This window comes from Burkholderia sp. LAS2 (assembly GCF_018417615.1).
GTDB classification, from domain to species: domain Bacteria; phylum Pseudomonadota; class Gammaproteobacteria; order Burkholderiales; family Burkholderiaceae; genus Burkholderia; species Burkholderia sola.
Genome location: NZ_CP071052.1, coordinates 4,145,896 through 4,168,915, shown reverse-complemented (window position 1 = coordinate 4,168,915; position 23,020 = coordinate 4,145,896). Strand labels below are relative to the sequence as shown.

The 23,020-nt window shown below is 67.7% G+C and carries 23 protein-coding genes; 8 read left to right on the top strand and 15 right to left on the bottom strand.

The features are described from left to right. Positions 1–15 precede the first annotated feature (15 nt). The 4 genes from JYG37_RS19140 to JYG37_RS19125 all read right to left on the bottom strand — a co-directional run bounded on the left by JYG37_RS19140 (position 16) and on the right by JYG37_RS19125 (position 4,101). Complete coding sequence (locus JYG37_RS19140) at positions 16–1,359, bottom strand: hemolysin family protein (RefSeq protein ID WP_050017974.1); 1,344 nt, start codon at positions 1,357–1,359, stop codon at positions 16–18. Positions 1,360–1,435: 76 nt separating this feature from the next. Then, a complete protein-coding gene (locus JYG37_RS19135; protein ID WP_213345723.1) occupies positions 1,436–2,215 on the bottom strand; it encodes a sensor histidine kinase in 780 nt (259 codons plus the stop codon). A 67-nt stretch (positions 2,216–2,282) separates the two neighbouring features. Further along, the gene (locus JYG37_RS19130; protein ID WP_050017976.1) at positions 2,283–3,206 is read right to left on the bottom strand and encodes a DMT family transporter; all 924 of its coding nucleotides are present in this window, start codon (positions 3,204–3,206) and stop codon (positions 2,283–2,285) included. Between the two features lie 37 nt (positions 3,207–3,243). Further along, the gene (locus tag JYG37_RS19125) at positions 3,244–4,101 is read right to left on the bottom strand and encodes a LysR family transcriptional regulator (protein WP_060733610.1); all 858 of its coding nucleotides are present in this window, start codon (positions 4,099–4,101) and stop codon (positions 3,244–3,246) included. Positions 4,102–4,214: 113 nt separating this feature from the next. Between JYG37_RS19125 and JYG37_RS19120 the strand changes: the two genes are divergently transcribed. The 3 genes from JYG37_RS19120 (at position 4,215) to JYG37_RS19110 (ending at position 7,262) form a co-directional block, all read left to right on the top strand. Further along, positions 4,215–4,598, top strand: a complete 384-nt coding sequence (locus tag JYG37_RS19120) for a tautomerase family protein (RefSeq protein ID WP_124553969.1) — start codon at positions 4,215–4,217, stop codon at positions 4,596–4,598. Positions 4,599–4,750: 152 nt separating this feature from the next. Further along, positions 4,751–6,370: a CHAD domain-containing protein gene (locus JYG37_RS19115; protein WP_089489130.1), complete on the top strand. Its 1,620-nt coding sequence runs from the start codon at positions 4,751–4,753 to the stop codon at positions 6,368–6,370. 55 nt (positions 6,371–6,425) lie between these two features. Beyond that, on the top strand, positions 6,426–7,262 hold the full coding sequence (locus JYG37_RS19110; protein WP_050018282.1) for a TOBE domain-containing protein: 837 nt from the start codon (positions 6,426–6,428) through the stop codon (positions 7,260–7,262). Between the two features lie 181 nt (positions 7,263–7,443). On the opposite strand, the gene JYG37_RS19105 is transcribed toward JYG37_RS19110, so the two are convergent. Continuing rightward, positions 7,444–8,145: a sulfate/molybdate ABC transporter ATP-binding protein gene (locus JYG37_RS19105; protein WP_050018279.1), complete on the bottom strand. Its 702-nt coding sequence runs from the start codon at positions 8,143–8,145 to the stop codon at positions 7,444–7,446. A 160-nt stretch (positions 8,146–8,305) separates the two neighbouring features. Here JYG37_RS19105 and JYG37_RS19100 point away from each other — a divergent pair, with 160 nt between their 5' ends. Beyond that, entirely contained in the window at positions 8,306–9,358 is a 1,053-nt protein-coding gene (locus tag JYG37_RS19100; protein WP_213345722.1) for an RNA-guided endonuclease InsQ/TnpB family protein, read from the top strand. Between the two features lie 13 nt (positions 9,359–9,371). Here the strand turns inward: JYG37_RS19100 and modB are convergent, their stop codons facing one another. The 3 genes from modB to JYG37_RS19085 form a co-directional block, all read right to left on the bottom strand. Beyond that, entirely contained in the window at positions 9,372–10,049 is a 678-nt protein-coding gene (gene modB / locus JYG37_RS19095; protein ID WP_050011358.1) for a molybdate ABC transporter permease subunit, read from the bottom strand. A 10-nt stretch (positions 10,050–10,059) separates the two neighbouring features. After that, positions 10,060–10,854: a molybdate ABC transporter substrate-binding protein gene (gene modA, locus JYG37_RS19090; RefSeq protein ID WP_124553972.1), complete on the bottom strand. Its 795-nt coding sequence runs from the start codon at positions 10,852–10,854 to the stop codon at positions 10,060–10,062. Positions 10,855–11,059: 205 nt separating this feature from the next. Next, positions 11,060–11,758 (bottom strand): phosphatase PAP2 family protein, encoded by a 699-nt coding sequence (locus JYG37_RS19085; protein WP_050011356.1) that lies wholly within the window; start codon positions 11,756–11,758, stop codon positions 11,060–11,062. A gap of 258 nt (positions 11,759–12,016) precedes the next feature. On the opposite strand from JYG37_RS19085, the gene JYG37_RS19080 reads away from it, so the two are divergent. Together JYG37_RS19080 and JYG37_RS19075 are read left to right on the top strand one after the other, a co-directional pair. Continuing rightward, entirely contained in the window at positions 12,017–13,126 is a 1,110-nt protein-coding gene (locus JYG37_RS19080) for an extracellular catalytic domain type 1 short-chain-length polyhydroxyalkanoate depolymerase (RefSeq protein WP_089489132.1), read from the top strand. Between the two features lie 80 nt (positions 13,127–13,206). Beyond that, entirely contained in the window at positions 13,207–13,383 is a 177-nt protein-coding gene (locus JYG37_RS19075) for a DUF3563 family protein (RefSeq protein ID WP_069618521.1), read from the top strand. 116 nt (positions 13,384–13,499) lie between these two features. Here JYG37_RS19075 and JYG37_RS19070 read toward each other — a convergent pair whose 3' ends face one another. From JYG37_RS19070 to JYG37_RS19050, 5 genes are all read right to left on the bottom strand, one after another. Beyond that, positions 13,500–13,919, bottom strand: coding sequence for an organic hydroperoxide resistance protein (locus tag JYG37_RS19070; RefSeq protein WP_050011354.1), 420 nt, complete (start codon positions 13,917–13,919; stop codon positions 13,500–13,502). A gap of 162 nt (positions 13,920–14,081) precedes the next feature. Continuing rightward, positions 14,082–14,534, bottom strand: a complete 453-nt coding sequence (locus tag JYG37_RS19065) for a MarR family winged helix-turn-helix transcriptional regulator (RefSeq protein WP_050011353.1) — start codon at positions 14,532–14,534, stop codon at positions 14,082–14,084. Between the two features lie 189 nt (positions 14,535–14,723). Next, entirely contained in the window at positions 14,724–15,533 is an 810-nt protein-coding gene (locus JYG37_RS19060; protein ID WP_175976762.1) for a BPSS1780 family membrane protein, read from the bottom strand. Beyond that, positions 15,524–16,522, bottom strand: coding sequence for a homoserine kinase (locus tag JYG37_RS19055; RefSeq protein WP_050011351.1), 999 nt, complete (start codon positions 16,520–16,522; stop codon positions 15,524–15,526). The genes JYG37_RS19060 and JYG37_RS19055 overlap by 10 nt, the downstream gene beginning before the upstream one ends. Positions 16,523–16,621: 99 nt before the next feature. Next, on the bottom strand, positions 16,622–17,017 hold the full coding sequence (locus JYG37_RS19050) for a hypothetical protein (RefSeq protein WP_027782546.1): 396 nt from the start codon (positions 17,015–17,017) through the stop codon (positions 16,622–16,624). 129 nt (positions 17,018–17,146) lie between these two features. On the opposite strand from JYG37_RS19050, the gene JYG37_RS19045 reads away from it, so the two are divergent. Next, positions 17,147–18,673 (top strand): AMP nucleosidase, encoded by a 1,527-nt coding sequence (locus JYG37_RS19045; protein ID WP_050011350.1) that lies wholly within the window; start codon positions 17,147–17,149, stop codon positions 18,671–18,673. 114 nt (positions 18,674–18,787) lie between these two features. Here JYG37_RS19045 and JYG37_RS19040 read toward each other — a convergent pair whose 3' ends face one another. Together JYG37_RS19040 and JYG37_RS19035 are read right to left on the bottom strand one after the other, a co-directional pair. Then, positions 18,788–19,078, bottom strand: a complete 291-nt coding sequence (locus JYG37_RS19040) for a hypothetical protein (RefSeq protein ID WP_027782548.1) — start codon at positions 19,076–19,078, stop codon at positions 18,788–18,790. 380 nt (positions 19,079–19,458) lie between these two features. Then, the gene (locus JYG37_RS19035; protein ID WP_175976757.1) at positions 19,459–20,217 is read right to left on the bottom strand and encodes an LOG family protein; all 759 of its coding nucleotides are present in this window, start codon (positions 20,215–20,217) and stop codon (positions 19,459–19,461) included. Between the two features lies 1 nt (position 20,218). Here JYG37_RS19035 and polA point away from each other — a divergent pair, with 1 nt between their 5' ends. Next, positions 20,219–22,972 (top strand): DNA polymerase I, encoded by a 2,754-nt coding sequence (gene polA / locus JYG37_RS19030; protein ID WP_213345721.1) that lies wholly within the window; start codon positions 20,219–20,221, stop codon positions 22,970–22,972. The last annotated feature ends 48 nt before the right edge of the window (positions 22,973–23,020 follow it).

Genomic DNA, 23,020 nt, shown 5'->3' with positions numbered 1-23,020 from the left:
TGCAGCGCGCGGCCGTCATTCGTCGGCCTCTTTCGCGATCTTCGGATAGACGCGCACGAGCACGATGCGCGGCCCGTTCATCTTCTTCACGACGACGTCGAAGCGGTCGAACGACACGCGCTGCCCTTCGGTCGGCAGGTCGCTCAACGCCTGGATCACGAGGCCGCCGACCGATTCCGCGCGGCCTTCGTCGATGTCGATGCCGAGCGCCTGCTCGAGCGACACGACGGGCAGGCTGCCCTTGCCCATCAGCGTGCCGTCGTCGAGGCGGCTCCAGTCGGCGTCTCCCTGGCGGAATTCGTCGTGGATCTGGCCGACCAGCGCGCCCAGCAGGTTGTCGAGCGTCAGGAAGCCGATCGGCTTCTCGCCCTTGTTGCCGACCAGCGCGAAGTGCGGCGCGCCCTTGCGGAAGCGGCGGAACAGCTCCAGCGCCGGCGTGTCGGGCTTCACGTACTGGACCGGGCGCACGTAGTCGGACAGATCCTCGAGCGCGGCGCCCGCGTGACGCGCGAGCAGCAGGTCCTTCAGGTGGATCAGCCCGCTCACCTGTTCGCGCGACGCATCCTCGAACAGCGGATAGCGGCTGAAGCGGTGCCGCGCGACGATCTCCATGTTGTCGGGCAGCGGCAGGTCGCGCCGCAGGCCGATCATTTCATGGGCCGGCCGCATCAGGTCCGACACGGTCATCGACGAAAAATCCAGCGAATGCGCGAGCGTATTCCACTCGTCGTTGCTGTACGTGCCGCGCGCCGGCTGGGCCGCATTGCCGGCCGCGCTGCGGCGGCTGCGCAGGATCAGCTTCAGCTCGTCGGTCGAATAGTGCGCATCGCCGCCGTGATCGGCCGACAGCCCCGCAAGGCGCAGCACCGCGTTCGCGCTGGTGTTGAGCACCCAGATCGCCGGATACATCGCCCAGTAGAACGCGTAGAGCGGCAGCGCGACCCACAGGCCGACCTTCTCCGGCTGACGGATCGCCATCGATTTCGGCGCGAGTTCGCCGACGACGATGTGCAGAAACGAGATCAGCGAGAACGCGAACACGAGCGAGATCAGGTGCACGACGCGTTCGGACTCGACGCCGATCAGGTCGAGCAGCGGGCCGATCAGTTCCGCGAACGCCGGTTCGCCGACCCAGCCGAGGCCGAGCGACGCGAGCGTGATGCCGAGCTGGCACGCGGAAAGATACGCGTCGAGCCGGCCGTGCACGATGGCGAGGATGCGCCCGCGCAGGCCGTGCTTGCGGGCGAGGGTCTTGACGCGCGTCGCGCGGAGTTTGACGAGGCCGAATTCGGCCGCAACGAAGAACCCGTTCAGGGCCACCAGGAACAACGCGCCGATGAGCGCGAAGATCTGTAACAAAGAATCGCTCCGGTTATGACAGGCCCGTCAGTATAGAGCCAGAAAGGAATTCGTAATGTGTCGGGCGGGCGCTTGCTTACACCGGCGCCTCGCACGGAATCGAGAACGTGAGGGTGGCGCTCGCGCCGTCGACGAACACGTCGTGCGCAAACGTGCCGCCGTGCGCGAGGGCGACGCGCTGGCACAGCGCGAGCGCCCATGCGCTGCGTTTCGCGTCGCGCTCGTGCAGCATCTCGCGCCGCGCGAACGATTCGAACGCGTGCGGCTGCGCGGGATCGACGAGCACGCCGGCGTTGACGGTGCAGGTGGCGTACGCGGTGAACTGCACACCGTCGCGCGTGCAGGCGAACGCGACGCGGCTGCCCGCGGCGCTGGCCTCGACGGCCGTCGTCAGCAGCGTCCAGAGCGCCTGCGCGACGCGTTCGCGATCGACGGTGAGCGACGGCTCGCCGTCCGGCAGCGCCGTGTCGAGCGCGACCTGGCGGGCGTCCGCGAGCGCGAAACGCACGAGCGCGATCGTTTCGTCGAGCAGTGCGCGCAGCGCGAACGGCCGAGGCGCGAGCGCGAGCGTGCGCGTTTCCGCGCGCGGCGCGTCGAGCACGCCATCGATCAGCGCGACCTGCTGGTCGATGCCCGTGCGGATGCCCGCGAGCGCGCGCTGCAGGTTCGGGTCGGCATTCGCGAGCTGGCGCTCGAGCACGTAGGCCCAGCTGTGCATCGCATTCAGCGGGCTGCGCAGGTCGTGCGACGCGGTGGAGAGCGCCTGGTCGCGCAGGAACAGCGCCGCCTGGGCGGCGTAGTGCGCTGCGCGTTCGCGCAGCAGGTCGGCGGCGGGATCGACGGAAGTGGACGTCACGGAGCTGGCCTGTCGGAAGCGGTTGGCGTGGAAGTCACGCGAATCGCCATTATAGGGACGGTGGGCGTCACGCCGGCAGCGCGTCCTCGTCCTTTTTCCGCGCGTCGCCGTTCGGCAGCAACTGGCACGCGAGCAGGCCGGCCAGCATCAGCGCGCAGCCGACGAGCGCGCGCAGCGTCAGCGTTTCGCCGAGCGCGGCCCAGCCGGCGATCGCCGCGAATACGCCTTCCATGCTGAAGATCACCGCCGCGTGCGCGGGCGCCGCGTCGCGCTGCGCGACGACCTGCAGCGTATAGCCGACCCCGACCGAGAGCAGCCCGCCGTACAGCAGCGTCGGCAGCGCCCCGCGCAGCATCGCGACGCTGACCGGTTCGACGGCGAGGCCGACCGCGAGACACGCGACGCCGCATACGGCGAACTGCAGGAACGCAAGCACGAGCGGATCGTGGCGCTTCGCGAGATGGCCGACCGCCATCACGTGCGCGGCGATGATGACGGCGCCCGCGAGCTGGAACCAGTCGCCGTAGAGCACCGAGAAGTGCTCGTCGATGCTGAGGAAATACAGGCCGATCGCGGCCAGCAACGCGCCGAACCACGTGCCCGCGCCGATCCGGTGGCGCGCGAACACGCCCATCAGCGGCACGATCACGACGTACAGCGAGCTGATGAAGCCGGCATTCGCGATCCGCGTGTATTGCAGGCCGACCTGCTGCAGCGAGATCGACACGGCGAGCAGGCCGCCGAGCGCGACGCCCGGCAGCAGCAGCGCGGAGTCGCGCCGGATCGCCGCGAGCTGCGCGCGCGACGCCGGATTCAGCATCAGCAGCGGCACCAGCACGAGCGCGCCGAGCAGGAAGCGCAGCCCGGTGAACAGGAACGGGCCGATCACGTCGAGGCTCAGGCGTTGCGCGACGAAAGCGGAGCCCCAGATCGCGGCGGCGCCGAGCATCAGCAGGTTGGCGCGGAGGTGCTGGCGGGCGTCGGGCTTCAATGGAATTCGTCTGGAGATTGCGCAGGAGCCCGCTAGTTTACGCCGAGATTGCAAGACTGTCGGCGAACCTGCGCAGCGCGGCGGCGGCGCGGGCGTCGCGTACCCGCGAATACAGCACGACCTGCGATTGCGGCAGCGCCGGCAGCCCGAATTTCGCGCCGACGTCGACCAGCGTGCGCGGGGCGACGCGCCGCGCGAGCGGACAGACGGCCAGCCCCGCCGCGGCGGCGGCCGCGACCGCCGCGACCCCGCCGCCCGTGAAGCGCTCGCGCCATGGCAGCCCCGCTCGGTCGAGCGCGCGCAGCGCGGCGGCCCGCACGCCGCAGGGGCCGGCCAGCACCGCGAGCGGCAGCGGCTCGCCGGCGCGCGGTGCCCAGTCGGGCGCGGCGAGCCAGGCCAGCGGCTCGGTGAAGAGCGGCGTGGCGTCGTCGCGCGGCGGATCCTCGCCGGGCTCGTGCCGCGCGATGACCGCGTCGAACCGCCGTTCGTCGTATTGCGGGAGCAGGCTCGTCGACGCCCCGAGATGCATTTCCAGCGACAGCCCCGGATCTTGCCGGTGCAGGCTCGTCAGCACGGCCGGCAGGTCGGGCACCGCGACGTGCTCGCTGACGCCGAGCGACAGGCGCACCGTGCCGGTCGAGATTGCGCCGAGCGCACGCTCGTGCGCGTCGAGCAGCGCACGGGCGGCCGGCAGGAAATTCTCGCCGTCGGCGGCCAGCTTGACGACGCGCGGCGTGCGCGCGAGCAGCGGCTTGCCGAGATGGGCTTCCAGCCGCTTCAGCTTCAGGCTGACGGCCGATTGCGTGGTGCCGAGCGCATCGGCGGCGCGCGTGAAGCTGGCGAGGTCGGCGACCAGCACGAACGCGCGGACGGCATCGAGATCGAGTACTTTCATTTCAAATGAAAATGGATGAAATATTCATCAATGACTGTTCATTATAGGTTGCCGCGCCTAACCTGACGCTGTGTTTTCGTTCTTCAACGTCACTCACCGACAGGAGCAGCACCATGCCATTCACCCGTATCGCCGTACGCGAAGGCAAACCGGCCGCCTACCGCAAGGCCCTCGTCGACGGCGTGCAACGCGCGCTGATCCAGACGTTCAACGTCCCCGAGGACGACATCTTCATGGTCGTGACCGAGCATGCGGCCGAGAACTTCGTGTTCGGCCGCCATTACCTCGATATCGAACGCAGCGACGATCTCGTGATCATCCAGATCACCGCGAACAACACGCGCACGCTCGAGCAGAAGCGCTCGCTGTACCGGACGATCGCCGACAACCTGTCGCAGCAGCCGGGTGTGCGGCAGGAAGACGTATTCATCAGTCTGGTCGAGGTGCTGAAGGAGAACTGGTCGTTCGGCAACGGCATCGCGCAATACGCGGTCTGACGTGCCGGCTTGACCTGCCTGTTTGACGTGCCACACGGAGACAGGGCCGGATCGTCGCCTGCGTCCTTTTGGGGCGTGTACTATGGAAGTTGCTTCACGAGCGACGCTGGCGCGGTCGATGCGCCGGCGATCCTTCATGTGCAGGAGCCTCCATGTCGCGTGTGCTGGAAATCGTGTTGTCGTTGTCGCTGGAAGGGTGGCCGGTCCAGGGCGCAAGCCGCACCCGTGGCGCGCAGCGCGATTTCGGCGCCGAACTCGTGCGTGCGTGGCGGATCTGCCCGCAGGTCCGGATGCGGCGCGGCCACGAGCGCGTGACGATCGAGCCGTGCCAGATCGAGGAGGCCGAGCGGAGCCCCGGCGCGAACTGGTGGACCTGGGTGGAATCGAACGCGCATGGCACGCGGGTCGTCGCATCGCGCACCGAGACGTTCGCCCCCGGCGTCACGCAGCGTGAGCTGTTCGACGCGGAGCACGCGGGCATCGTCGTCGCGGCGCCGCTGCCGGTGCCCACGACGGCCGGCGCAGCCGATGCCGACGCGCCGGCCGCCGACGCCGAGGGCATTGCGCCGGACACCGACGAAGCGCGGGCCCAGGCGTCGGCGCTGCGCATCGTCAGCGAACGGCGGCGCGGGCGCTGGGCCGACGACAGCGGCGTCGTGGTCGAGATGACGCTCGACGACATCATGCTGCATGGCGGCGGCGAGCCGCCGCGCCGCTACGTCGAGCTGCGTCTGGCCGCGCCCGACTGGGAAACCGTGGCCGCGCGCACGGCCGCGTTGCACGCGCTGTTTGCCGCGGCGCGCGAACTGAGCGGCGCGTGGCCCGCGTTCGTGCAACTGACGAGCGTGATCGACCGCGCCTGTGCGGGCGGGCCGGTGGCCGCCGCGCTGGTCAAGGCGCAGCCCGTCGACCTGACCGGCATCCGCACGCAGCGCGCCGCGCTGTTCGCGCTGGCCGGCGACATCACCGCGCAATGGCTCGGCAATGAATGCGGCGTGCTCGATCGCGACGATCCCGAATTCGTGCACCAGATGCGCGTCGCGCTGCGCCGCCTGCGCACGCTGATGCGCTTCTTCCCGCGCTTCACGGACCGTCAATGGAAGGACACGCTCGGCGTCGACCTGCGCTGGCTCGCCAAGCTGCTCGGCACGGTGCGTGACTGGGACGTGTTCGCGACCGAGAGCCTGCCCGCGCTGATCGCGGCCGACGGCGGCGGCAGCGACTGGGACGGCACCCTCGACGCCGCCCGTGCGCAGTCGATGGCCGCGCGCGTCGAACTGCGGCAGGCGCTGCATTCGGCCCGCTATGCGCGGCTGACGCTCGGCTGGCTCGAATGGCTGAGCGCGCTCGTGCTGCCGGCGGCCGACGGCGACGACGCGCCGTCGCTGCGGCGTCACGCGACCAAGCGCGTGCGGCGGCTGTTCGGTCATCTCTACGGATCGCCGTCGCTCACGTCGCTCGACACGGCGGCGCGCCACCAGGTGCGGATCGATGCGAAGCGGCTGCGCTACGCGCTCGAATTCTTCGCGTCGCTGGCGTCGCGCCGCACGCGCACCGAGACGGTCAAGACGTTGGCGCGCGTGCAGAGCGTGCTCGGCGAAGCGAACGACGCGATGGTCGCGCTGCACCATCTCGAGCAACTGTCGGCGCCGCCGTACCAGCTCGGTTTCGTGCGCGGCTACGGCGCCGCGCTCCAACAGCGGGCCGCGCGCGACGCCGAGACGCTGCTCGCCAGCCTGCGGCCGCCGAAGCTCGACGGCAAGTCGGGCTGAGCGCCACGCGCCGGACCCTATAATGGCCGCCCGTTTCCCCGCACGCATGCCGATGATGACCGACGCACCGCATTCTTCCTCGTCCGCCGAACCGCTCGAACTGGGCGGCGAGCTGTGGCTGCGCGCCGGCGAACAGACGCTCGGCGGCGCGACGCGCATCGCGCTGCTCGCGGCGATCGGCGACACCGGTTCGATCACGCGTGCGGCGAAGGCGGTGGGCCTCAGCTACAAGGCCGCGTGGGACGCGGTCGACACGATGAACAATCTCGCCGGCGAACCGCTCGTCGCGCGTTCGACCGGCGGCAAGGGTGGCGGCGGCACCACGCTGACGCCGCGCGCGACGTCGCTGATCGCCGCGTTCCGCGCGATCGAGCGCGAGCATCGCCGTTTCATCGAGGCCGCGAGCGCGGCCGTTGCCGGCTTCGACGTCGACTGGGCGCTGATCGGGCGGATCGGGATGAAGACGAGCGCGCGCAACCAGTTGTTCGGCAAGGTCGCATCGATCGTGCGCGGCACCGTCAACGACGAGGTCACGCTTGCGCTGCCGGGCGGGCAAGCCGTCGTCGCCGTGCTGACGCACGAAAGCGCCGAGGCGCTCGGGTTGCGGGAAGGCGCGGACGCGTGCGCGCTGGTGAAGGCGTCGTGGGTCGTGCTCGCGGTCGACGAGGGCGGACCCGACCTGAAGGTGTCCGCGCGCAACCGGCTGCGCGGCGGCGTCGAAGCCGTCACGGCGGGCGCGGTCAACAGCGAGGTGACGCTGGCGCTCGACGGCGGCGGGACGCTGACGGCCGTCGTGACCAACGACAGCGTCGATGCGTTGCAGCTCGACGCCGGTCGGCGCGCGATCGCGCTGTTCAAGGCGTCGAGCGTGATTCTGGCGGTGACGGGCTGACCCGCGCGGTAGCGCGGCTTGCGTTGGCCGGCGGCCGGCGTGCGGGGCGGGGCGAAGCCGGTGCCGCACGCGTGCGCATCGCACCGGCTTCGTTTCCGCGTTCAGCATGTGCCGCGACGCGGCTGCTCCCAGGCTCCAACGTGGCGACCGGCGCCACGCTCACGACCACGGCGTCGCGCGCTCAGGTGACGCGCGTCGGCCACTCGGCATGCGGCGAACTCGCCTGCACGCGTCCTTCGCTCAACTGCACGACCTGATCGCCGAACGCGGCGACGTCGTCGGGGTCGTGCGAGATCAGCACCATCGGGATGTCGAGCCGCGCCTGCAGCTCGGCGAGCTCGTGGCGCATGCGCTGGCGCATCGCGCCGTCGAGCGCCGCGAACGGTTCGTCGAGCAGCAGGATGCGCGGCTGCGCGACCAGCGCACGGGCGAGCGCCACGCGCTGCTTCTGCCCGCCCGACAGTTGCGACGGATATTGCCCCGCGAGCGATTCGAGATCGAACGCGCGCAGCCAGTACGCGACCTCCGGCGGCGCCGTCTTCGCGCGCGGGTTGCGCAGGCCGGCCGTGAGCCCGAACGCGATGTTCTGCCGCACGTTCAGATGCGGGAACAGCGCGTAGTCCTGGAACAGGTACGCGACACGGCGTTCGCGGGTCGGCACGTCGATGCGGCGCGCGGCGTCGAACAGCGGCTCGCCGTTCAGCGTGATCGCGCCTGCGTCGGGCGTCAGCAGCCCGGCGATCGCCTGCAGCGTCATGCTCTTGCCCGCGCCCGACGGCCCGAACAGCACGACGCGCTGCGTCGTCGCCGTGAACGACACGTCGAGCGTGAAGCGGCGCTCGGCGTTCGCGTAGGTCTTGCGGATATCGACGACGACGCTCATGCGGGCCTCCGCCGAAGCGGGCCGGCTGCCGGACGACAGACGTGATACGGGCAGCGCAGGTGCTTCATCAGAATTTGCTCCGAGAAACCCCGTCCTTCAGGACGGGGAGGAGAGGCGTGCTGTTGACAGACAGCTTCTTCCACGGGTTAGGATCACCTGCATGATCCTTGTCTATCGCTACCGGGTGAAATCGCTCAACGGACTGCTCAACAAGCAGAGCCGCGCGGTGAACTACGTCTGGAATTTCTGCAACGACACGCAGAAGCACGCGCTCAAGTGGAGCAAGAAGTGGCCGACCGGATTCGACCTGAACGTGCTGACAACCGGCAGCAGCAAGGAACTCGGTATTCACTCCGGCACGATCAACGCAACATGCGAGCAATATGCGAAGTCGGGCAGTCAGCACCATCGGTCTTACGTGCGCTATCGCGGCAGGAAATCGCTCGGCTGGGTGCCGCTGAAGGGCCGTGACCTGAAGCGCGAGGGTGACGCGTTCCGTTTCGCCGGCAACATGTTTCGCGTGTTCAACAGCCGGCCGCTTCCCGAAGGCAAGATCAAGGATGGGACCAACTTTGCGCAGGATGCACGCGGCAACTGGTTTCTCAACATTGTGATCGAGATGCCGGATGTTCCGGCCCGACCTATCCGTTCCGGTGTGGGCATCGATCTCGGCCTGAAAGACTTCGCCGCACTTTCGACGGGCGAGAAGCTGCCCAATGACCAGTTCGGTCGACGAGCGGCGGAAAAGCTGGCGAAAGCGCAGCGAGCGCGAAAGCACAAAAGGCATATCGCGAAGCTGCACGCCAAGGTCGCGAATGCCCGTGCCGACTTCCAGCACAAGCTCGCGCTCGATCTGGTGCGGCGCTTCGATTACATCGCGGTCGGCAACGTGTCGGCCGCAAAACTCGCCAGAACCAGAATGGCGAAAAGCGTCTACGACGCATCCTGGTCGTCCTTCCGAAACAAGCTCCGCTACAAAGCGATCGCGCACGGAGCCACGTTCGAGGAAGTCGACGAAAGCGGTTCGACCCAGTCCTGTTCGTCGTGCGGGTCGCAAGCCAGCACGACGCGGCCGAAAGGTATCGCGGGACTGAGAATAAGAGAATGGGCCTGCAGTGGATGTGGTGTCGTGCATGATCGAGATATCAACGCTGCGCTGAACATTCTCCGATGCGGACGTGCATCGCCAGGTGTGGGAATCCTCTCCCTTTAGGCGGAGGAGGACGTCAAGTCAACTGGCTCCGCCGGGCGCGCGACGGCACGAGCCAGCCGGTCGCGAGCAGCACGAGCACGCAGGTGATCGACGTCACCAGCACGAGGAAGTTGGCCGTGTTGTCGTCGCCGGCCTGCACGGCCGCGTAGATCGCGACCGACAGCGTCTGCGTGCGGCCGGGCAGGTTGCCGGCGATCATCAGCGTCGCGCCGAATTCGCCGAGCGCGCGCGCGAACGCGAGCAGCGCCCCGGCGAGAATCCCGCGCGTAGCGAGCGGCAGCGTGACGCGGAAGAACACCGCGGCTTCGCCGAGCCCGAGCGTGCGCGCGGCGCGCTCGAGATGCGGATCGACGCCCTCGAACGCCGCGCGCGCCGATTTCAGGATCAGCGGAAACGCGACGACCATCGACGCGATCACCGCGCCTTGCCACGTGAACACCAGTTCGATGCCGAACCTGTCGAGCCACGCGCCGAACACGCCGCGCCGGCCGAGCAGCACGAGCAGGTAATAGCCGAGCACCGTCGGCGGCAGCACGAGCGGCAGCGTCAGCACGGAATCGACGACGTCGCGCAGCGGCGAGCGCCAGCGCGCGAGCATGAACGCGGCCGCGACGCCGAGCACGATGTCGAGCGCGGTCGCCCAGCCGGCAACCTTCAGCGACAGCAGTAGCGGGACCCAGGCGTCTTGCATCGCGATTCGCTCACTTGGCGGGCTTGAAGCCGAACGTCGACAGCACGGCCTGGCCCTGCGGCGACGCGACGAAATCGATGAACGACTGCGCCTGCGCGGCGTGGCGGCTGTCCTTGACCACGGCGATCGGGTAGGTGATGGCCGTCTGGGTCGGCGCGGTCAGCGCGATTTTCACGCGGCCCGGCATGATCGCCGCGTCGGTGCCGAACACGAAGCCCGCGTCGACCTCGCCGCGGGCGACGTAGTCGAGGCTCTGGCGCACGTTGGCGGCCAGCACGCCCTTCGCGCTGACCGCATCCCACACCCCGGCCGCGCGCAGCGCGCCCTCGGTGTAGCGGCCGACCGGTACCGACGCCGGGTCGCCGTACGCGATGCGCTTCACGCCCGGCGCGGTCAGATCGTTCAGCGACGTCGGCGCGGCCGCGCGGCTGTCCGCCGGCACGATCAGCACAAGCGAGTTCGCCGCGAAATCGCGGCGCGTGCCGGGCACGATCACCTTCTCGTTCACCGCCCGATCCATCGCCTTCTGGTCGGCCGACGCGAACACGTCGGCCGGCGCGCCCTTGGCGATCTGCTGCATCAGCACGTCCGATGCGCCGAAGTTGAACAGCACCCTGGTGTCCGGATGCTGCTTCTCGTACGCGTCGCCGACGGCCTTGAACGCGTTCGTCAGGCTGGCGGCCGCCGACACGACCAGTTCGTCGGCGGCGCAAGCGGGCGCGCTGAGCGCGATCCCGGCGGCGAGCGTGGCGATCGGCAGTAAGCGAAGCAGGGCGCGGCGAAGCGGACGGACGGTTGAGCGCATGGGAGTTCGTCGTGAATGGGTGGAAACCGTCATCGTAATATAGGGCGGGTTATAACGCTCGACATACTGCTCATGCGGCGGTGCGCATGAAATGATCAGACGTGAAGATCAGACGTGAAGATCAGACGTGAAGATCAGACGTGAAGATCAGACGTGAAGATCAGACGTGAAAACGGGCGGTGAAAACGGGCGGCCGGGCGGCCGGTCACGCGTGAAGCACAGGCGGCGCCGATTCGGTGCGCTGCAGCGACGACGGCTGCGACGCGGGATGGTAGTTCGGATTGGCCTTCCAGCGCGCGCGGACGAACGGGCGCTCGTGGCCCGACAGTTCCAGCGCGACCTTGGTGACCCAGCGATGCGACGGCACCGTGAGGCCGTGGAGCGCGACGGTGACGAGCGCGAGGCTCGCGACGACCGCCGGCACCGACCAGCGGTGCGGCGCCGCGCGCCACGAGCCGGCGATGAACGCGAGCGCGGCGATCGCGCCGACGATGCAGCCGGTGATCGATTCGGACGGCGAATGCGCGTCGAGCGCGACCCGCGACACGCCGACCGCGACGCCGGCCGCCAGCCCGAGCGCGATGCCGGCGATCCGCACCGGCGTGCGCGTGCGGATCAGCGCGAGGAAAATCGCGACCGGATACACCGACGTCGACAGCATCGCATGGCCGCTGAACCCGGTGAAATCCCACGCGCGGATGCCGATGCCCCAGCCGAGGAACGCGATCTTCGTGAGCGCCACCACGCCGATCGCGGCCGCGAGCACGCCGAGCCACGCGGCCGCGCGCTGCCACGAGTAGCCGAGCGCGAGCCAGACGGCTATCGTGATCGCGAGCGGCAACGTCAGGCCGGCGCCGCCGAACGCGGTGATCATGATCCACAGGTGAGCGGGCAGGTCGAACATCGGGAAGGGGACGAACGAAGGCGGGACAATGCTTAAATCAACGCGCGAGCCGGGAAGAACGACTACAACGGATACAAGCGACCAAACCCCAGTATAGCGCCGCGTCCGCATGAGGCCCGTTTTTTGCGCTGCCGGGCACGCTCGGCGAGCAGGAAAAATCCTGGAAACAATGTTATGGTGCATTGCACAAAGTCAAACGATGCATCCGTTGCGGCGCCTTCATCGCGCCCCTATTTTTCCTGACTGCGAGCCCGATCGATGACCAAAAGTCTGACCAAGGTGTGGCTGGGCGGCATGAAACGCATGCTGTCCCCGGCCGCCAAGCGCGCGGCGCGCGACGCGCAGCGCATCACGCGCGACGCACTCGAGGCCGCGGCCTCTCCCGCCGTGTCCGATCCGTCCCCGCCACGCGAATCGCGCGTGCGGCCGCGCGCGGCCGCGTGGGCGGCGGGCGAGTGGACGCGCGGCGAACATCCGATGGCGCCCGCGCTCGGCCGCCTCGTCCAGAATCTCGCGTACGGGCTTTACGTACCGCCCGGCCGCCGGCGTGGCGCGATGCCGCTCGTCGTGATGCTGCACGGGTGCCAGCAGTCGGCGGACGAATTCGCGCAGGGCACGCGAATGAACCTGCTGGCCGACAAGCACGGCTTCGCGGTGCTGTACCCGGAACAGTCGCTGCGCGCGCACGCGCATGGTTGCTGGCACTGGTATGAAGACACCGACCGCGCGGGGCGCGGCGAGGCGGACACGGTGGCGGCGCTGGTCGACGCGCTGGTCGACGAGCACGGCTTCGACGCGTCGCGCGTCTACGTCGCGGGGCTGTCGGCCGGCGCGGGGCTTGCGTCGCTGCTTGCGCTGCACCACCCGGACCGTTTCGCGGCGGTCGCGTTGCACTCGGGCCCCGCGTTCGGCGAAGCGAATTCCGGCATCACCGCGATGGACGTGATGCGCCGCGGGCTGCGGCAGAACCCGGCCGCGGCGGTCGACGCGCTGGTCGATGCCGGTGCGTATCCGGGCATGCCCGCGCTGATCGTCCAGGGCGACGGCGATCATGTCGTCGCGCCGAAGAATGCCGATCAGCTGACCGTCCAGTTCATGCGCCTGAACGGGCTCGCCGACAGCCGGGGCGCGCTGCGCGGCGGCGAGCGCGTCGAGACGCGCAAAACGGGCGTCCAGATTACCGACGTGTGCCGCGACGGCGAGCCGGTCGTGCGGCTGTGCCACGTGAAAGGGCTCGATCACGCGTGGGCCGGCGGCGACGAAGCCGTGCCGTTTCACGCGGCGGTCGGCCCCGACGCCAGCGCGATGATCTGGGCTTTTTTCGAAGCCCATCGCCGCACTGTGGCGACCGAACGACGCACCGTTTGATCGACGCTGGTCAAAGCCTAGGGTTTTCCCTATAATTCGGGAAAACCCTAGTCCAGAACCTTTGAACAGCGAGATCGACCATGTACCTGCTGAGCCACCTCTTCCTGATGCTGACCAAGAACGCTGAAAAGGCCGCGAAAGAGCGCGCCGACGCGTACCTGGCCGAAGCCACCGACATCTACGATCTCGAATTCCGCATGCGCAAGATCGATCGCGACGCGGCAATGAACCGTCCGTATTCGATCGGCGCGCGCTAAGCGGCGCACGCGGGCCTGCCGGCCCGCCATTTCGACGAATCGCGCAAAAGGGCGCGTGCGGCATCTAGCCGCACGCGCCCTTTTTGTATTCTGCTGAAGCGTGAACCTGCGTCGCGTCAGACGACCGTCAGGCGCACCGGCACGTTGTTGCGCGTGGCGTTCGAATACGGGCACACGTGGTGCGCCTTGTCGACCAGCGTTTGCGCGTCGTTCTTGTCCAGCCCCGGCAGCGACACGCGCAGCTCGATGTCGAGCCCGAAGCCGCCTGCGTCGTTCGGGCCGATGCCCACTTCCGCGGTGACTTGCGTATCGGCCGGCAGCGTCTGCTTGTTCTGGCCCGCGACGAATTTCATCGCGCTCAGGAAACAGGCCGAGTAACCTGCGGCAAACAGTTGCTCCGGATTCGTGCCTTCCGCACCCGTGCCGCCGAGTTCGCGCGGCGCGGCCAGCTTCACTTCCAGCTTGTGGTCGGCGGATACCGCGCGGCCGTCGCGGCCGCCCGTGCTCGTGGCGCTGGTCTTGTACAGAATGTTCATCGTGCAGCTCCTGTCGGGAAGAGAGGGAGAAAGCGGTCCGGTTGGACGGGATGTCGCCGGCCATGATCAGAATATAGAACACAAATGATTAGTGTGCAAATCAAATTTTTAAAAAAAACCGGCGGCGCCGGGTAGGTCGGTCCGAGTTTCAGCGTGCGAGCGTCAGCGTTCGTTGGCCACCGACAACGCGTCGCGCAACTGCTGGAGATCGGCGCGCAGCCTGATCAGGAAGTCGGGTGTCTGTTGCATCGCGCAAAAGAGGTCGGCGGGCACCGAGCGCGCGCGGTCCTTCAGCGCACGGCCTTCCGACGTCACGCGCACGTTGACGACGCGTTCGTCCGCCGCGCTGCGCACGCGCTCGACGTAGCCGAGCGCTTCCAGCCGCTTGAGCAGCGGCGTGACCGTGGCCGGATCGAGGTCGAGCCGCGCGGCGATGTCCTTTACGGCCAGGTCGTCGCGCTCCCACAGCACGAGCATCGCGAGATATTGGGGATAGGTCAGCGACAGCTTGTCGAGCAGCGGCTTGTACGCCTTCGTCATCGCGTGCGAAGTCGAGTAAAGCGCGAAGCAGAGTTGCTCGTCGAGCGTCTGGGGCAGGGAAGGCGGGCGATCCATGATTCGGGAAGCGCGTCGGATGCGCGAACGATTTGTACGCAAATTATTTTGCGCGCAAAAGATCGGGTTGAACAGAGGCGCCCGAAGCTTTGGATACCGGAAAAGGGAGAGATCAGAAGCGCGCGGGGCGACGACCCGGTGCTGGAAACAGCGCGGCGGCGCTGACGACGCGCGCCGGCCGGGAGAGGGTCAGCGGCCCGACATCGTCGTCGTCGCGCCCGGTTCCTGTACGCCGAAGCAGCCGCGATAGGTCGCGTAGAACGAGCAGTACAGCATCGTGACGATGATGATCGTCACCGGCATCATGATCGTCAGCGCGTACGCGCCGGCGCCGAGCGCCTGCAGCAGCAGCGACAGCGCGAGCGACGTGCCGAGCGCGACGGCGAACCACAGCACGCCGTACACGACGAACGCGCCGCGATTGCGCCAGCAACTGACGACGCTGAAGAACAGCGCCTTCGCGGGCGGAACGTCATGCCACGCGACCAGCACCGGCGCGAACCAGAACAGCATCGCGATCGGCAGATAGAGCAGCGTCGCGAAGAACAGCGCGCCCAGCGTGCCTTGCGCGGCGAGCGTCTCGGGCGTCGTGTTCGCTTCGTCGGCCGCGCCCATCATCACGTGGAACAGCGCGCCGCCGTCCACGAGCGACGACGCGGCGAACACCAGCACCATCGACGCGACGTAGATCACGCCGAGCACGAGCAGCCGCTGGGTCGCGACGGTGCCGTACGAGCGAAAGCCGTCGACGAGGATCGTCGGCATCACGGTCTTGCCGGCCACCGTGTCGCGGCACGCGGCCATGAAGCCGACCGCGATGCCGGGAATGAACACCAGCGGCAGCGCGGAGCCGATCACGGGCACCATCGACACCAGCGTGATCGCGAGCAGATACGTGAAGAACAGCGTGATGAACGCGAGCGGATTCCGGCGGAACAGCCAGATGCCTTGACGGAACCAGACATAGCCCGTTTTCGCGGGCACTTCGATCAGTTGCATGCGGTTTGGATCTCGGGAAGCGCGGGCGTATGCGCGATACGCTCACGCAGGATGCGTTCGAAATGGCCGGGGTCGTGCGGCTTGAGCATCTCGGCCGCGCGCGGCAGGTAGAAGTCGTACAGGCGCGACACCCAGAAGCGGTACGCGCCCGCGCGCAGCATGTCGCTCCAGTGGCGGCGTTCCTCGGCCGTGAACGGCCGGACCGTCTGGTACGCGCGCAGCAGCGCATCGGCGCGCGCGACGTCGAGCACGCCGGTCGCGAGGTCGACGCACCAGTCGTTGACGGTGACCGCGACGTCGAACAGCCACTTGTCGCAGCCTGCGAAATAGAAGTCGAAGAAGCCGCCGAGCCGCACGTCGTGGCCGGTGCCGGGCGCCGCGTGCGCGAACAGCACGTTGTCGCGGAACAGGTCGCAATGGCATGGGCCGGCGGGCAGCGCCGCATAGTCGTCCGACGCGAAGAAGCCGGCCTGGTGCGCGAGTTCGCCTTCGAGCAGCGTGCGTTGCGCGTCCGTGATGAACGGCACGATCGCCGGCACGTTCTCCTGCCACCACGGCAGGCTGCGCAGGTTCGGCTGGCTGCGCGGATAGTCGCGGCCCGCGAGGTGCAGGCGCGCGAGCATCTGCCCGACCTCGATGCAGTGTTCGACTCCGGGTGCGAGTTCGGCCGCGCCGTCGAGTTTCGTGACGATCGCGGCCGGCTTGCCGTGCAGCTCGCCGAACAACGCGCCGTCGTCACGCGGGACCGGGTCCGGCACCGGCACGCCGTGGGCGGCCAGGTGGCGCATCAGGTCGAGGTAGAACGGCAACTGCTGCGCCGTGAGCTTTTCGAAGATCGTGAGGACGTATTCGCCGCGCGTCGTCGTCAGGAAGAAATTGCTGTTTTCGATACCGGACGGAATGCCGCGGAACGCAAGCACGTCGCCCAGTTCGTAGTGGCGCATCCATTGCGCGAGATCGGAGTCGGAAACAGCGGTGAAAACGGCCATGCGGGATGCGTCAGGTCAGGGTGTCGGCACGCGGGCGGCGTGCGGCGCGACAGCGGGTGAAGGGGCGGGGCGGCGCGGTCGGGGCGCGGCGCCTCGGAATCAGTAGCGCAGGTTCAGCGACGGCAGGCGCGTGATCGGGACGCCCGCGTCGTGCGGCTTCGGCGACGTGTCGGGCGTCGAGCTCATCTGGTAGCGCGTGCCGAAGTTCGACTTCACGTCGATCTCGACCGGCTTGCCGCGGTCGCGGTACTCGGTGACTTCGGTGCCGTTCTTGCTCTTTTCGTGGAAGCTCGGCGTGCGGCGGATGTCGGCGAAGTCGACTTTCGACGTGACTTCGGCGCCCGGCCGGTTGATCTTGCGGAGATCGGGCAGGCCGGCGGCTTCGTTGGCCTCGGCCCGGGCCTGCGCGTCGGCGTCAGGCGTGCCGCCGGCGGCATGAGCGACGCTGGCGGCGGCAAACGCGACGGCAGCGGCGACGAAAATGAGCGGCTTCATGATGAGTCTCCAGTGAACCTACCGATTTTAGCAAATACTGCGCGCCATCCGGCCCCGGCGTGCGCAGGGGCGGCCATAAGCGCGACCGGGTTCCGTGGTAATGTCGTCGGATCAGACGAGGTAATGACAATGAAGAACGATTTGAGCCGCCGGCACCGTGTGCTGTCGCCCGAAAGCCCGTCGATCGAGGCTTTCGACGATCCGATCGCTGCCGTCGCGCGGCTGTCCGCCATTTACGACACGAATACGGGCTTCTTGCGCGATGCATTTGCGCGCTATCGCCGCCACGAAGCGATTACCGAGCACGTGCGCGCGTGCTATCCGTTCGTGCGGATCCGCACCGACGTCAACACGCACGTCGATTCGCGCCGCTCGTACGGCTTCGTCGCGGGGCCGGGCGTATTCGAGACGACGGTCACGCGCCCCGATCTCTTCGCGAACTACTACCGCGAGCAACTGCGCCTGCTGGCGAAGAACCACCATGTCAAGATCGAGATCGGCGTGTCGTCGCAGCCGATTCCGATCCATTTCGCGTTTCCGGAAGGCATCCATCTCGAGGGCGAGCTCGATCGCGACCGCCTGCTCGCGATGCGCGACATCTTCGACACGCCCGACCTGTCGTATCTCGACGACCGCATCGTCAACGGCACGTTCGAGCCGGCGCCGGGCGAGCCGCATCCGCTCGCGCTGTTCACGGCCGCGCGCGTCGACTTCTCGCTGCATCGGCTGCGCCACTACACGGCGACGTCGCCCACGCATTTCCAGAACTACGTGCTCTACACGAACTACCAGTTCTACATCGACGAGTTCGTGAAGCTCGGCCGCACGATGATGACGGAAAGCGACGATCCCGAGGTGCGCGCGTACCGCAGCGAGTACAGCGCGTTCGTCGAGCCGGGCGACGTCGTCACGTACAACGCGAACCTCGGCGGCGAGCCGGCCGAGGGCACCGCGCCGCCGCGCCTGCCGCAGATGCCTGCGTATCACCTGAAGCGCGCGGACGGCAGCGGGATCACGATGGTCAACATCGGCGTCGGCCCGTCGAACGCGAAGACGATCACCGATCACATCGCGGTGCTGCGCCCGCACGCGTGGGTGATGCTCGGCCACTGCGCGGGGCTGCGCAACACGCAGCGCCTGGGCGACTACGTGCTCGCGCACGGCTACGTGCGGGAAGATCACGTGCTCGACGCCGACCTGCCGCTATGGGTGCCGATCCCGGCGCTGGCCGAAGTGCAGCTCGCGCTCGAGCGCGGCGTGGCCGAGGTCACGCGGCTCGAGGGCGTGGAACTGAAGCGCGTGATGCGCACGGGCACGGTCGCGAGCGTCGACAACCGCAACTGGGAGCTGCGCGACCATCGGGAGCCCGTGCAGCGGCTGTCGCAGAGCCGCGCGATCGCGCTCGACATGGAAAGCGCGACGATCGCCGCGAACGGTTTCCGCTTCCGCGTGCCGTACGGCACGCTGCTGTGCGTGTCGGACAAGCCGCTGCACGGCGAGCTGAAGCTGCCGGGTATGGCCGACACGTTCTATCGCGGACAGGTCGACCAGCATCTGCAGATCGGCGTGAAGGCGATGGAGATCCTGCGCACGAACGGGCTCGACAAGCTGCATAGCCGGAAGCTGCGGAGCTTCGCGGAAGTGGCGTTCCAGTAACGACACCGCGCAACGGCGTCCATCACGACAAAGGCCGCACGCGAACTTGCGTTCACGTGCGGCCTTGTTCTTTTCGTTTCGGTGCGAAGGCCGGATGGCCCCCCGCTCAGGCGCTCAGCACTCGCCCTTTTTCGCGTGCCCCGGCGGGCAGTGATAGCCGCCATGGCCGCGATAACGCTGATGATCTTCCCACTCGCGGCGTTCCCAGTAGCGTCGCCCGTCCCAGTAGCGGTCGCCGTGCCAGCCGACGATCACCGCCGGTGCGGGAGCGACCACGACGGGCGCGGGTGCGACGACGACCGGCGCGGGCGTGCCGATGTTGACGTCGACGTTGACGGCGTGAGCGAGGCCGGACAGCGAAAGGCCGAGGCCGGCGAAAGCGAGGGCGATCAGCGAGCGTTGCATGTTCTTTTCCGTGGTGTCGTGATGAATAGGCCGACGCGACGCGATGGAAGCGAGGGGGACCGTTCCACCGGGGGAACGCCGCGCCGACAGAATGCAGTGTGCTGCCGCGCGACGGAAAAGGCGAGTCGTGATTATTACGGAGGATTGGCTGTGCGCAGGCGCGCGAAGGGCCATCCATTTGACAGTGGCGGGCCGCCGGTGCGGCTGATCCCGTCGCATGACGCAGCGCCAACCGCGGGATTTGACATTCGACCGCGCGCGGCGGCGAACGGGTATTAACAGCGCGTTACAAAGTCGCGCCCGGCGCGCCGCCGGACCGCGCGGTCCGGCGCATGAAAAGCACGACGCCGGCCGTCGGGCCGGCGATCGTCATTGACCGGTTACAGATAGAACATCCGGTCTTCTTCCGGGCGCGGCGGATGATCGTCGTCGTCCGAACCTTCTTCCTCGCCGCTGTCTTCGTAGAACGCGAGCACCGCGTCGAGCACCTGGTCGGGATCGTCGATCACCTGCATCAGATCCATGTCTTCCGGATTGATCAGGCCCATCGGAATCAGTTGATCGCGGAACCATTGCAGCAGCCCCTTCCAGAACTCGCTGCCGACGAGGATGATCGGCACGAGGCGCGATTTTTTCGTCTGGATCAGCGTGAGCACTTCGGACAGCTCGTCGAGCGTGCCGAAGCCGCCCGGCATCACGATCACCGCATCCGAATTCTTCACGAACGTGACCTTGCGCGTGAAGAAGTGGCGGAAGCGCAGCGAGATGTCCTGATAGTGGTTGCCGGCCTGCTCGTGCGGCAGCTCGATGTTCAGGCCGACCGACGGCGCCTTGCCGGCGTGCGCACCCTTGTTCGCGGCTTCCATGATGCCGGGGCCGCCGCCGGAGATCACCGCGAAGCCGGCGTCCGACAGCTTGCGCGCGATCTGCGCGGCGAGCTTGTAGTGCGGCGTGTCGGGTTTGAGGCGGGCAGAACCGTAGATGCTGACAGCCGGGCGGATCTCCGACAGGTACTCGGTCGCCTCGATAAACTCTGCCATAATCGTGAACATCTGCCACGATGCGCGCGCCTTCTTGGCCGTCGCGCGCTCTTGATCTGCGAGCGAACGCAGACTCGGAATCACTTTTCTCTTGTTCATAATGCCTGAAGAACGAAATCTGGAAGGTAAGACCCTGCTATTGGTTGACGGTTCGAGCTATCTGTATCGGGCTTACCATGCGATGCCTGATTTGCGTGGCCCTGGCGGGGAGCCGACCGGAGCGCTCTACGGAATCATCAACATGCTGCGCCGTATGCGCAAGGAAGTCAGTGCAGAGTATAGCGCTTGCGTGTTCGATGCAAAGGGCAAGACGTTCCGCGACGACCTTTATGCCGACTATAAGGCAAACCGTCCGTCGATGCCGCCCGACCTCGCGTTGCAGGTCGAGCCGATCCACGGCGCGGTGCGCGCGCTCGGCTGGCCGCTGCTGATGGTCGAAGGCGTCGAGGCCGACGACGTGATCGGCACGCTCGCGCGCGAAGCCGAACGGCACGGGATGAACGTGATCGTGTCGACGGGCGACAAGGATCTCGCGCAGCTCGTGACCGACCGCGTCACGCTCGTCAACACGATGACCAACGAGACGCTCGACCGCGACGGTGTGCTCGCGAAGTTCGGCGTGCCGCCCGAGCGCATCATCGACTACCTCGCGCTGATCGGCGACACTGTCGACAACGTGCCGGGCGTCGAGAAATGCGGGCCGAAGACGGCCGTGAAATGGCTGTCGCAATACGACAGCCTCGATGGCGTCATCGAACACGCGGCCGACATCAAGGGCGTGGTTGGCGACAACCTGCGCCGCGCGCTCGACTTCCTGCCGCTCGGCCGCAAGCTTGTGACGGTCGACACCGCGTGCGATCTCGCACCGCATCTCGACTCGATCGAAGCGTCGCTGAAGAGCGACGGCGAGGCGCGCGACCTGCTGCGTGACATCTTCGCGCGCTACGGCTTCAAGACCTGGCTGCGCGAAGTCGAGAGCGCACCGGCCGAAGGCGGCGGCGCCGACGCGCCGGAAGGCGAGCCGGCTCCGGTGATCGCAGCCGACGTCGTGCGCGAATACGACACGATCCAGACTTGGGAACAGTTCGATGCGTGGTTCGCGAAGATCGATGCGGCCGCGCTGACCGCGTTCGACACCGAGACGACCGCGCTCGATCCGATGCTCGCGCGGCTCGTCGGCCTGTCGTTCTCGATCGAGCCGGGCAAGGCGGCCTACCTGCCGGTCGCGCACCGCGGCCCCGACATGCCCGAGCAGCTTCCGCTCGACGAAGTGCTCGCGCGCCTGAAGCCGTGGCTCGAATCGGCCGATCGCAAGAAGGTCGGCCAGCACCTGAAGTACGACGCACAGGTGCTCGCGAACTACGACATCGCGCTGAACGGCATCGAGCACGACACGCTGCTCGAATCGTACGTGCTCGAATCGCACCGCACGCACGACATGGACAGCCTCGCGCTGCGGCATCTCGGCGTCAAGACGATCAAGTACGAGGACGTGGCCGGCAAGGGCGCGAAGCAAATCGGTTTCGACGAAGTGGTGCTCGAGCAGGCCGCCGCGTATGCAGCCGAAGATGCGGACATCACGCTGCAGCTTCACCAGGCGCTGTATCCGCAGGTCGCGCGCGAGCCGGGCCTCGAGCGCGTGTACCGCGAGATCGAGATGCCGGTGTCGCTCGTGCTGCGCAAGATGGAGCGCACCGGCGTGCTGATCGACGACGTACTGCTGCAGGCGCAAAGCACCGAAATCGCGACGCGCCTGATCGAACTCGAGGGCGAGGCGTACGAACTGGCGGGCGGCGAATTCAATCTCGGCTCGCCGAAGCAGATCGGGCAGATCTTCTTCGAGAAGCTGCAGTTGCCGGTCGTGAAGAAGACGCCGAGCGGCGCGCCGTCGACCGACGAGGAAGTGCTGCAGAAGCTCGCCGAGGACTACCCGTTGCCGAAGCTGCTGCTCGAGCATCGCGGGCTGTCGAAGCTGAAGTCGACCTATACCGACAAGCTGCCGCGGATGGTGAACCCCAGCACCGGCCGCGTGCACACGAATTATGCGCAGGCAGTCGCGGTGACGGGCCGCCTTGCGTCGAACGACCCCAATCTTCAGAACATTCCGGTGCGCACGGCCGAAGGCCGGCGCATCCGCGAGGCGTTCATCGCGTCGCCGGGCCACCGGATCGTGTCGGCCGACTATTCGCAGATCGAACTGCGGATCATGGCGCACATCTCGGGCGACGCGTCGCTGCTGCGCGCGTTCTCGCAAGGCGAGGACATCCACCGCGCGACGGCCGCCGAGGTGTTCGGCGTGACGCCGCTGGAGGTCAATTCCGACCAGCGCCGGATCGCGAAGGTGATCAACTTCGGGCTCATCTACGGGATGAGCGCGTTCGGGCTCGCATCGAATCTCGGCATCACGCGCGACGCGGCGAAGCTCTATATCGACCGCTATTTCACGCGCTATCCGGGCGTCGCGCAGTACATGGAAGACACGCGCGCGATCGCGAAGGAGAAGGGCTACGTCGAAACCGTGTTCGGTCGCCGCCTGTGGCTGCCGGAGATCAACGGCGGCAACGGTCCGCGCCGCCAGGCGGCCGAGCGCGCGGCCATCAATGCACCGATGCAGGGCACGGCGGCCGACCTGATCAAGCTGTCGATGATCGCGGTGGACGACTGGCTCACGCGCGACCGGCTTGCGTCGCGGATGATCATGCAGGTGCACGATGAACTGGTGCTCGAGGTGCCCGACAGCGAGCTGTCGCTCGTGCGCGAGAAACTGCCGGAAATGATGTGCGGCGTCGCGAAGCTGAAGGTGCCGCTGGTCGCCGAAGTGGGCGCCGGCGCGAACTGGGAAGAGGCACACTGACGCACCCCGTGCGATTCCCCGCTTCCCGCGGCATATTGTTGCAGGGAT

Bases quoted from the DNA above. Each gene is read 5' to 3' on its own strand.
- JYG37_RS19125 (WP_060733610.1), bottom strand. From the start codon at position 4,101: ATGAAAGTACTCGATCTCGATGCCGTCCGCGCGTTCGTGCTGGTCGCC.
- JYG37_RS19120 (WP_124553969.1), top strand. From the start codon at position 4,215: ATGCCATTCACCCGTATCGCCGTACGCGAAGGCAAACCGGCCGCCTAC.
- JYG37_RS19115 (WP_089489130.1), top strand. From the start codon at position 4,751: ATGTCGCGTGTGCTGGAAATCGTGTTGTCGTTGTCGCTGGAAGGGTGG.
- JYG37_RS19110 (WP_050018282.1), top strand. From the start codon at position 6,426: ATGACCGACGCACCGCATTCTTCCTCGTCCGCCGAACCGCTCGAACTG.
- JYG37_RS19105 (WP_050018279.1), bottom strand. From the start codon at position 8,145: ATGAGCGTCGTCGTCGATATCCGCAAGACCTACGCGAACGCCGAGCGC.
- JYG37_RS19100 (WP_213345722.1), top strand. From the start codon at position 8,306: ATGATCCTTGTCTATCGCTACCGGGTGAAATCGCTCAACGGACTGCTC.
- modB (WP_050011358.1), bottom strand. From the start codon at position 10,049: ATGCAAGACGCCTGGGTCCCGCTACTGCTGTCGCTGAAGGTTGCCGGC.
- modA (WP_124553972.1), bottom strand. From the start codon at position 10,854: ATGCGCTCAACCGTCCGTCCGCTTCGCCGCGCCCTGCTTCGCTTACTG.
- JYG37_RS19085 (WP_050011356.1), bottom strand. From the start codon at position 11,758: ATGTTCGACCTGCCCGCTCACCTGTGGATCATGATCACCGCGTTCGGC.
- JYG37_RS19080 (WP_089489132.1), top strand. From the start codon at position 12,017: ATGACCAAAAGTCTGACCAAGGTGTGGCTGGGCGGCATGAAACGCATG.
- JYG37_RS19075 (WP_069618521.1), top strand. From the start codon at position 13,207: ATGTACCTGCTGAGCCACCTCTTCCTGATGCTGACCAAGAACGCTGAA.
- JYG37_RS19070 (WP_050011354.1), bottom strand. From the start codon at position 13,919: ATGAACATTCTGTACAAGACCAGCGCCACGAGCACGGGCGGCCGCGAC.
- JYG37_RS19065 (WP_050011353.1), bottom strand. From the start codon at position 14,534: ATGGATCGCCCGCCTTCCCTGCCCCAGACGCTCGACGAGCAACTCTGC.
- JYG37_RS19060 (WP_175976762.1), bottom strand. From the start codon at position 15,533: ATGCAACTGATCGAAGTGCCCGCGAAAACGGGCTATGTCTGGTTCCGT.
- JYG37_RS19055 (WP_050011351.1), bottom strand. From the start codon at position 16,522: ATGGCCGTTTTCACCGCTGTTTCCGACTCCGATCTCGCGCAATGGATG.
- JYG37_RS19050 (WP_027782546.1), bottom strand. From the start codon at position 17,017: ATGAAGCCGCTCATTTTCGTCGCCGCTGCCGTCGCGTTTGCCGCCGCC.
- JYG37_RS19045 (WP_050011350.1), top strand. From the start codon at position 17,147: ATGAAGAACGATTTGAGCCGCCGGCACCGTGTGCTGTCGCCCGAAAGC.
- JYG37_RS19040 (WP_027782548.1), bottom strand. From the start codon at position 19,078: ATGCAACGCTCGCTGATCGCCCTCGCTTTCGCCGGCCTCGGCCTTTCG.
- JYG37_RS19035 (WP_175976757.1), bottom strand. From the start codon at position 20,217: ATGAACAAGAGAAAAGTGATTCCGAGTCTGCGTTCGCTCGCAGATCAA.
- polA (WP_213345721.1), top strand. From the start codon at position 20,219: ATGCCTGAAGAACGAAATCTGGAAGGTAAGACCCTGCTATTGGTTGAC.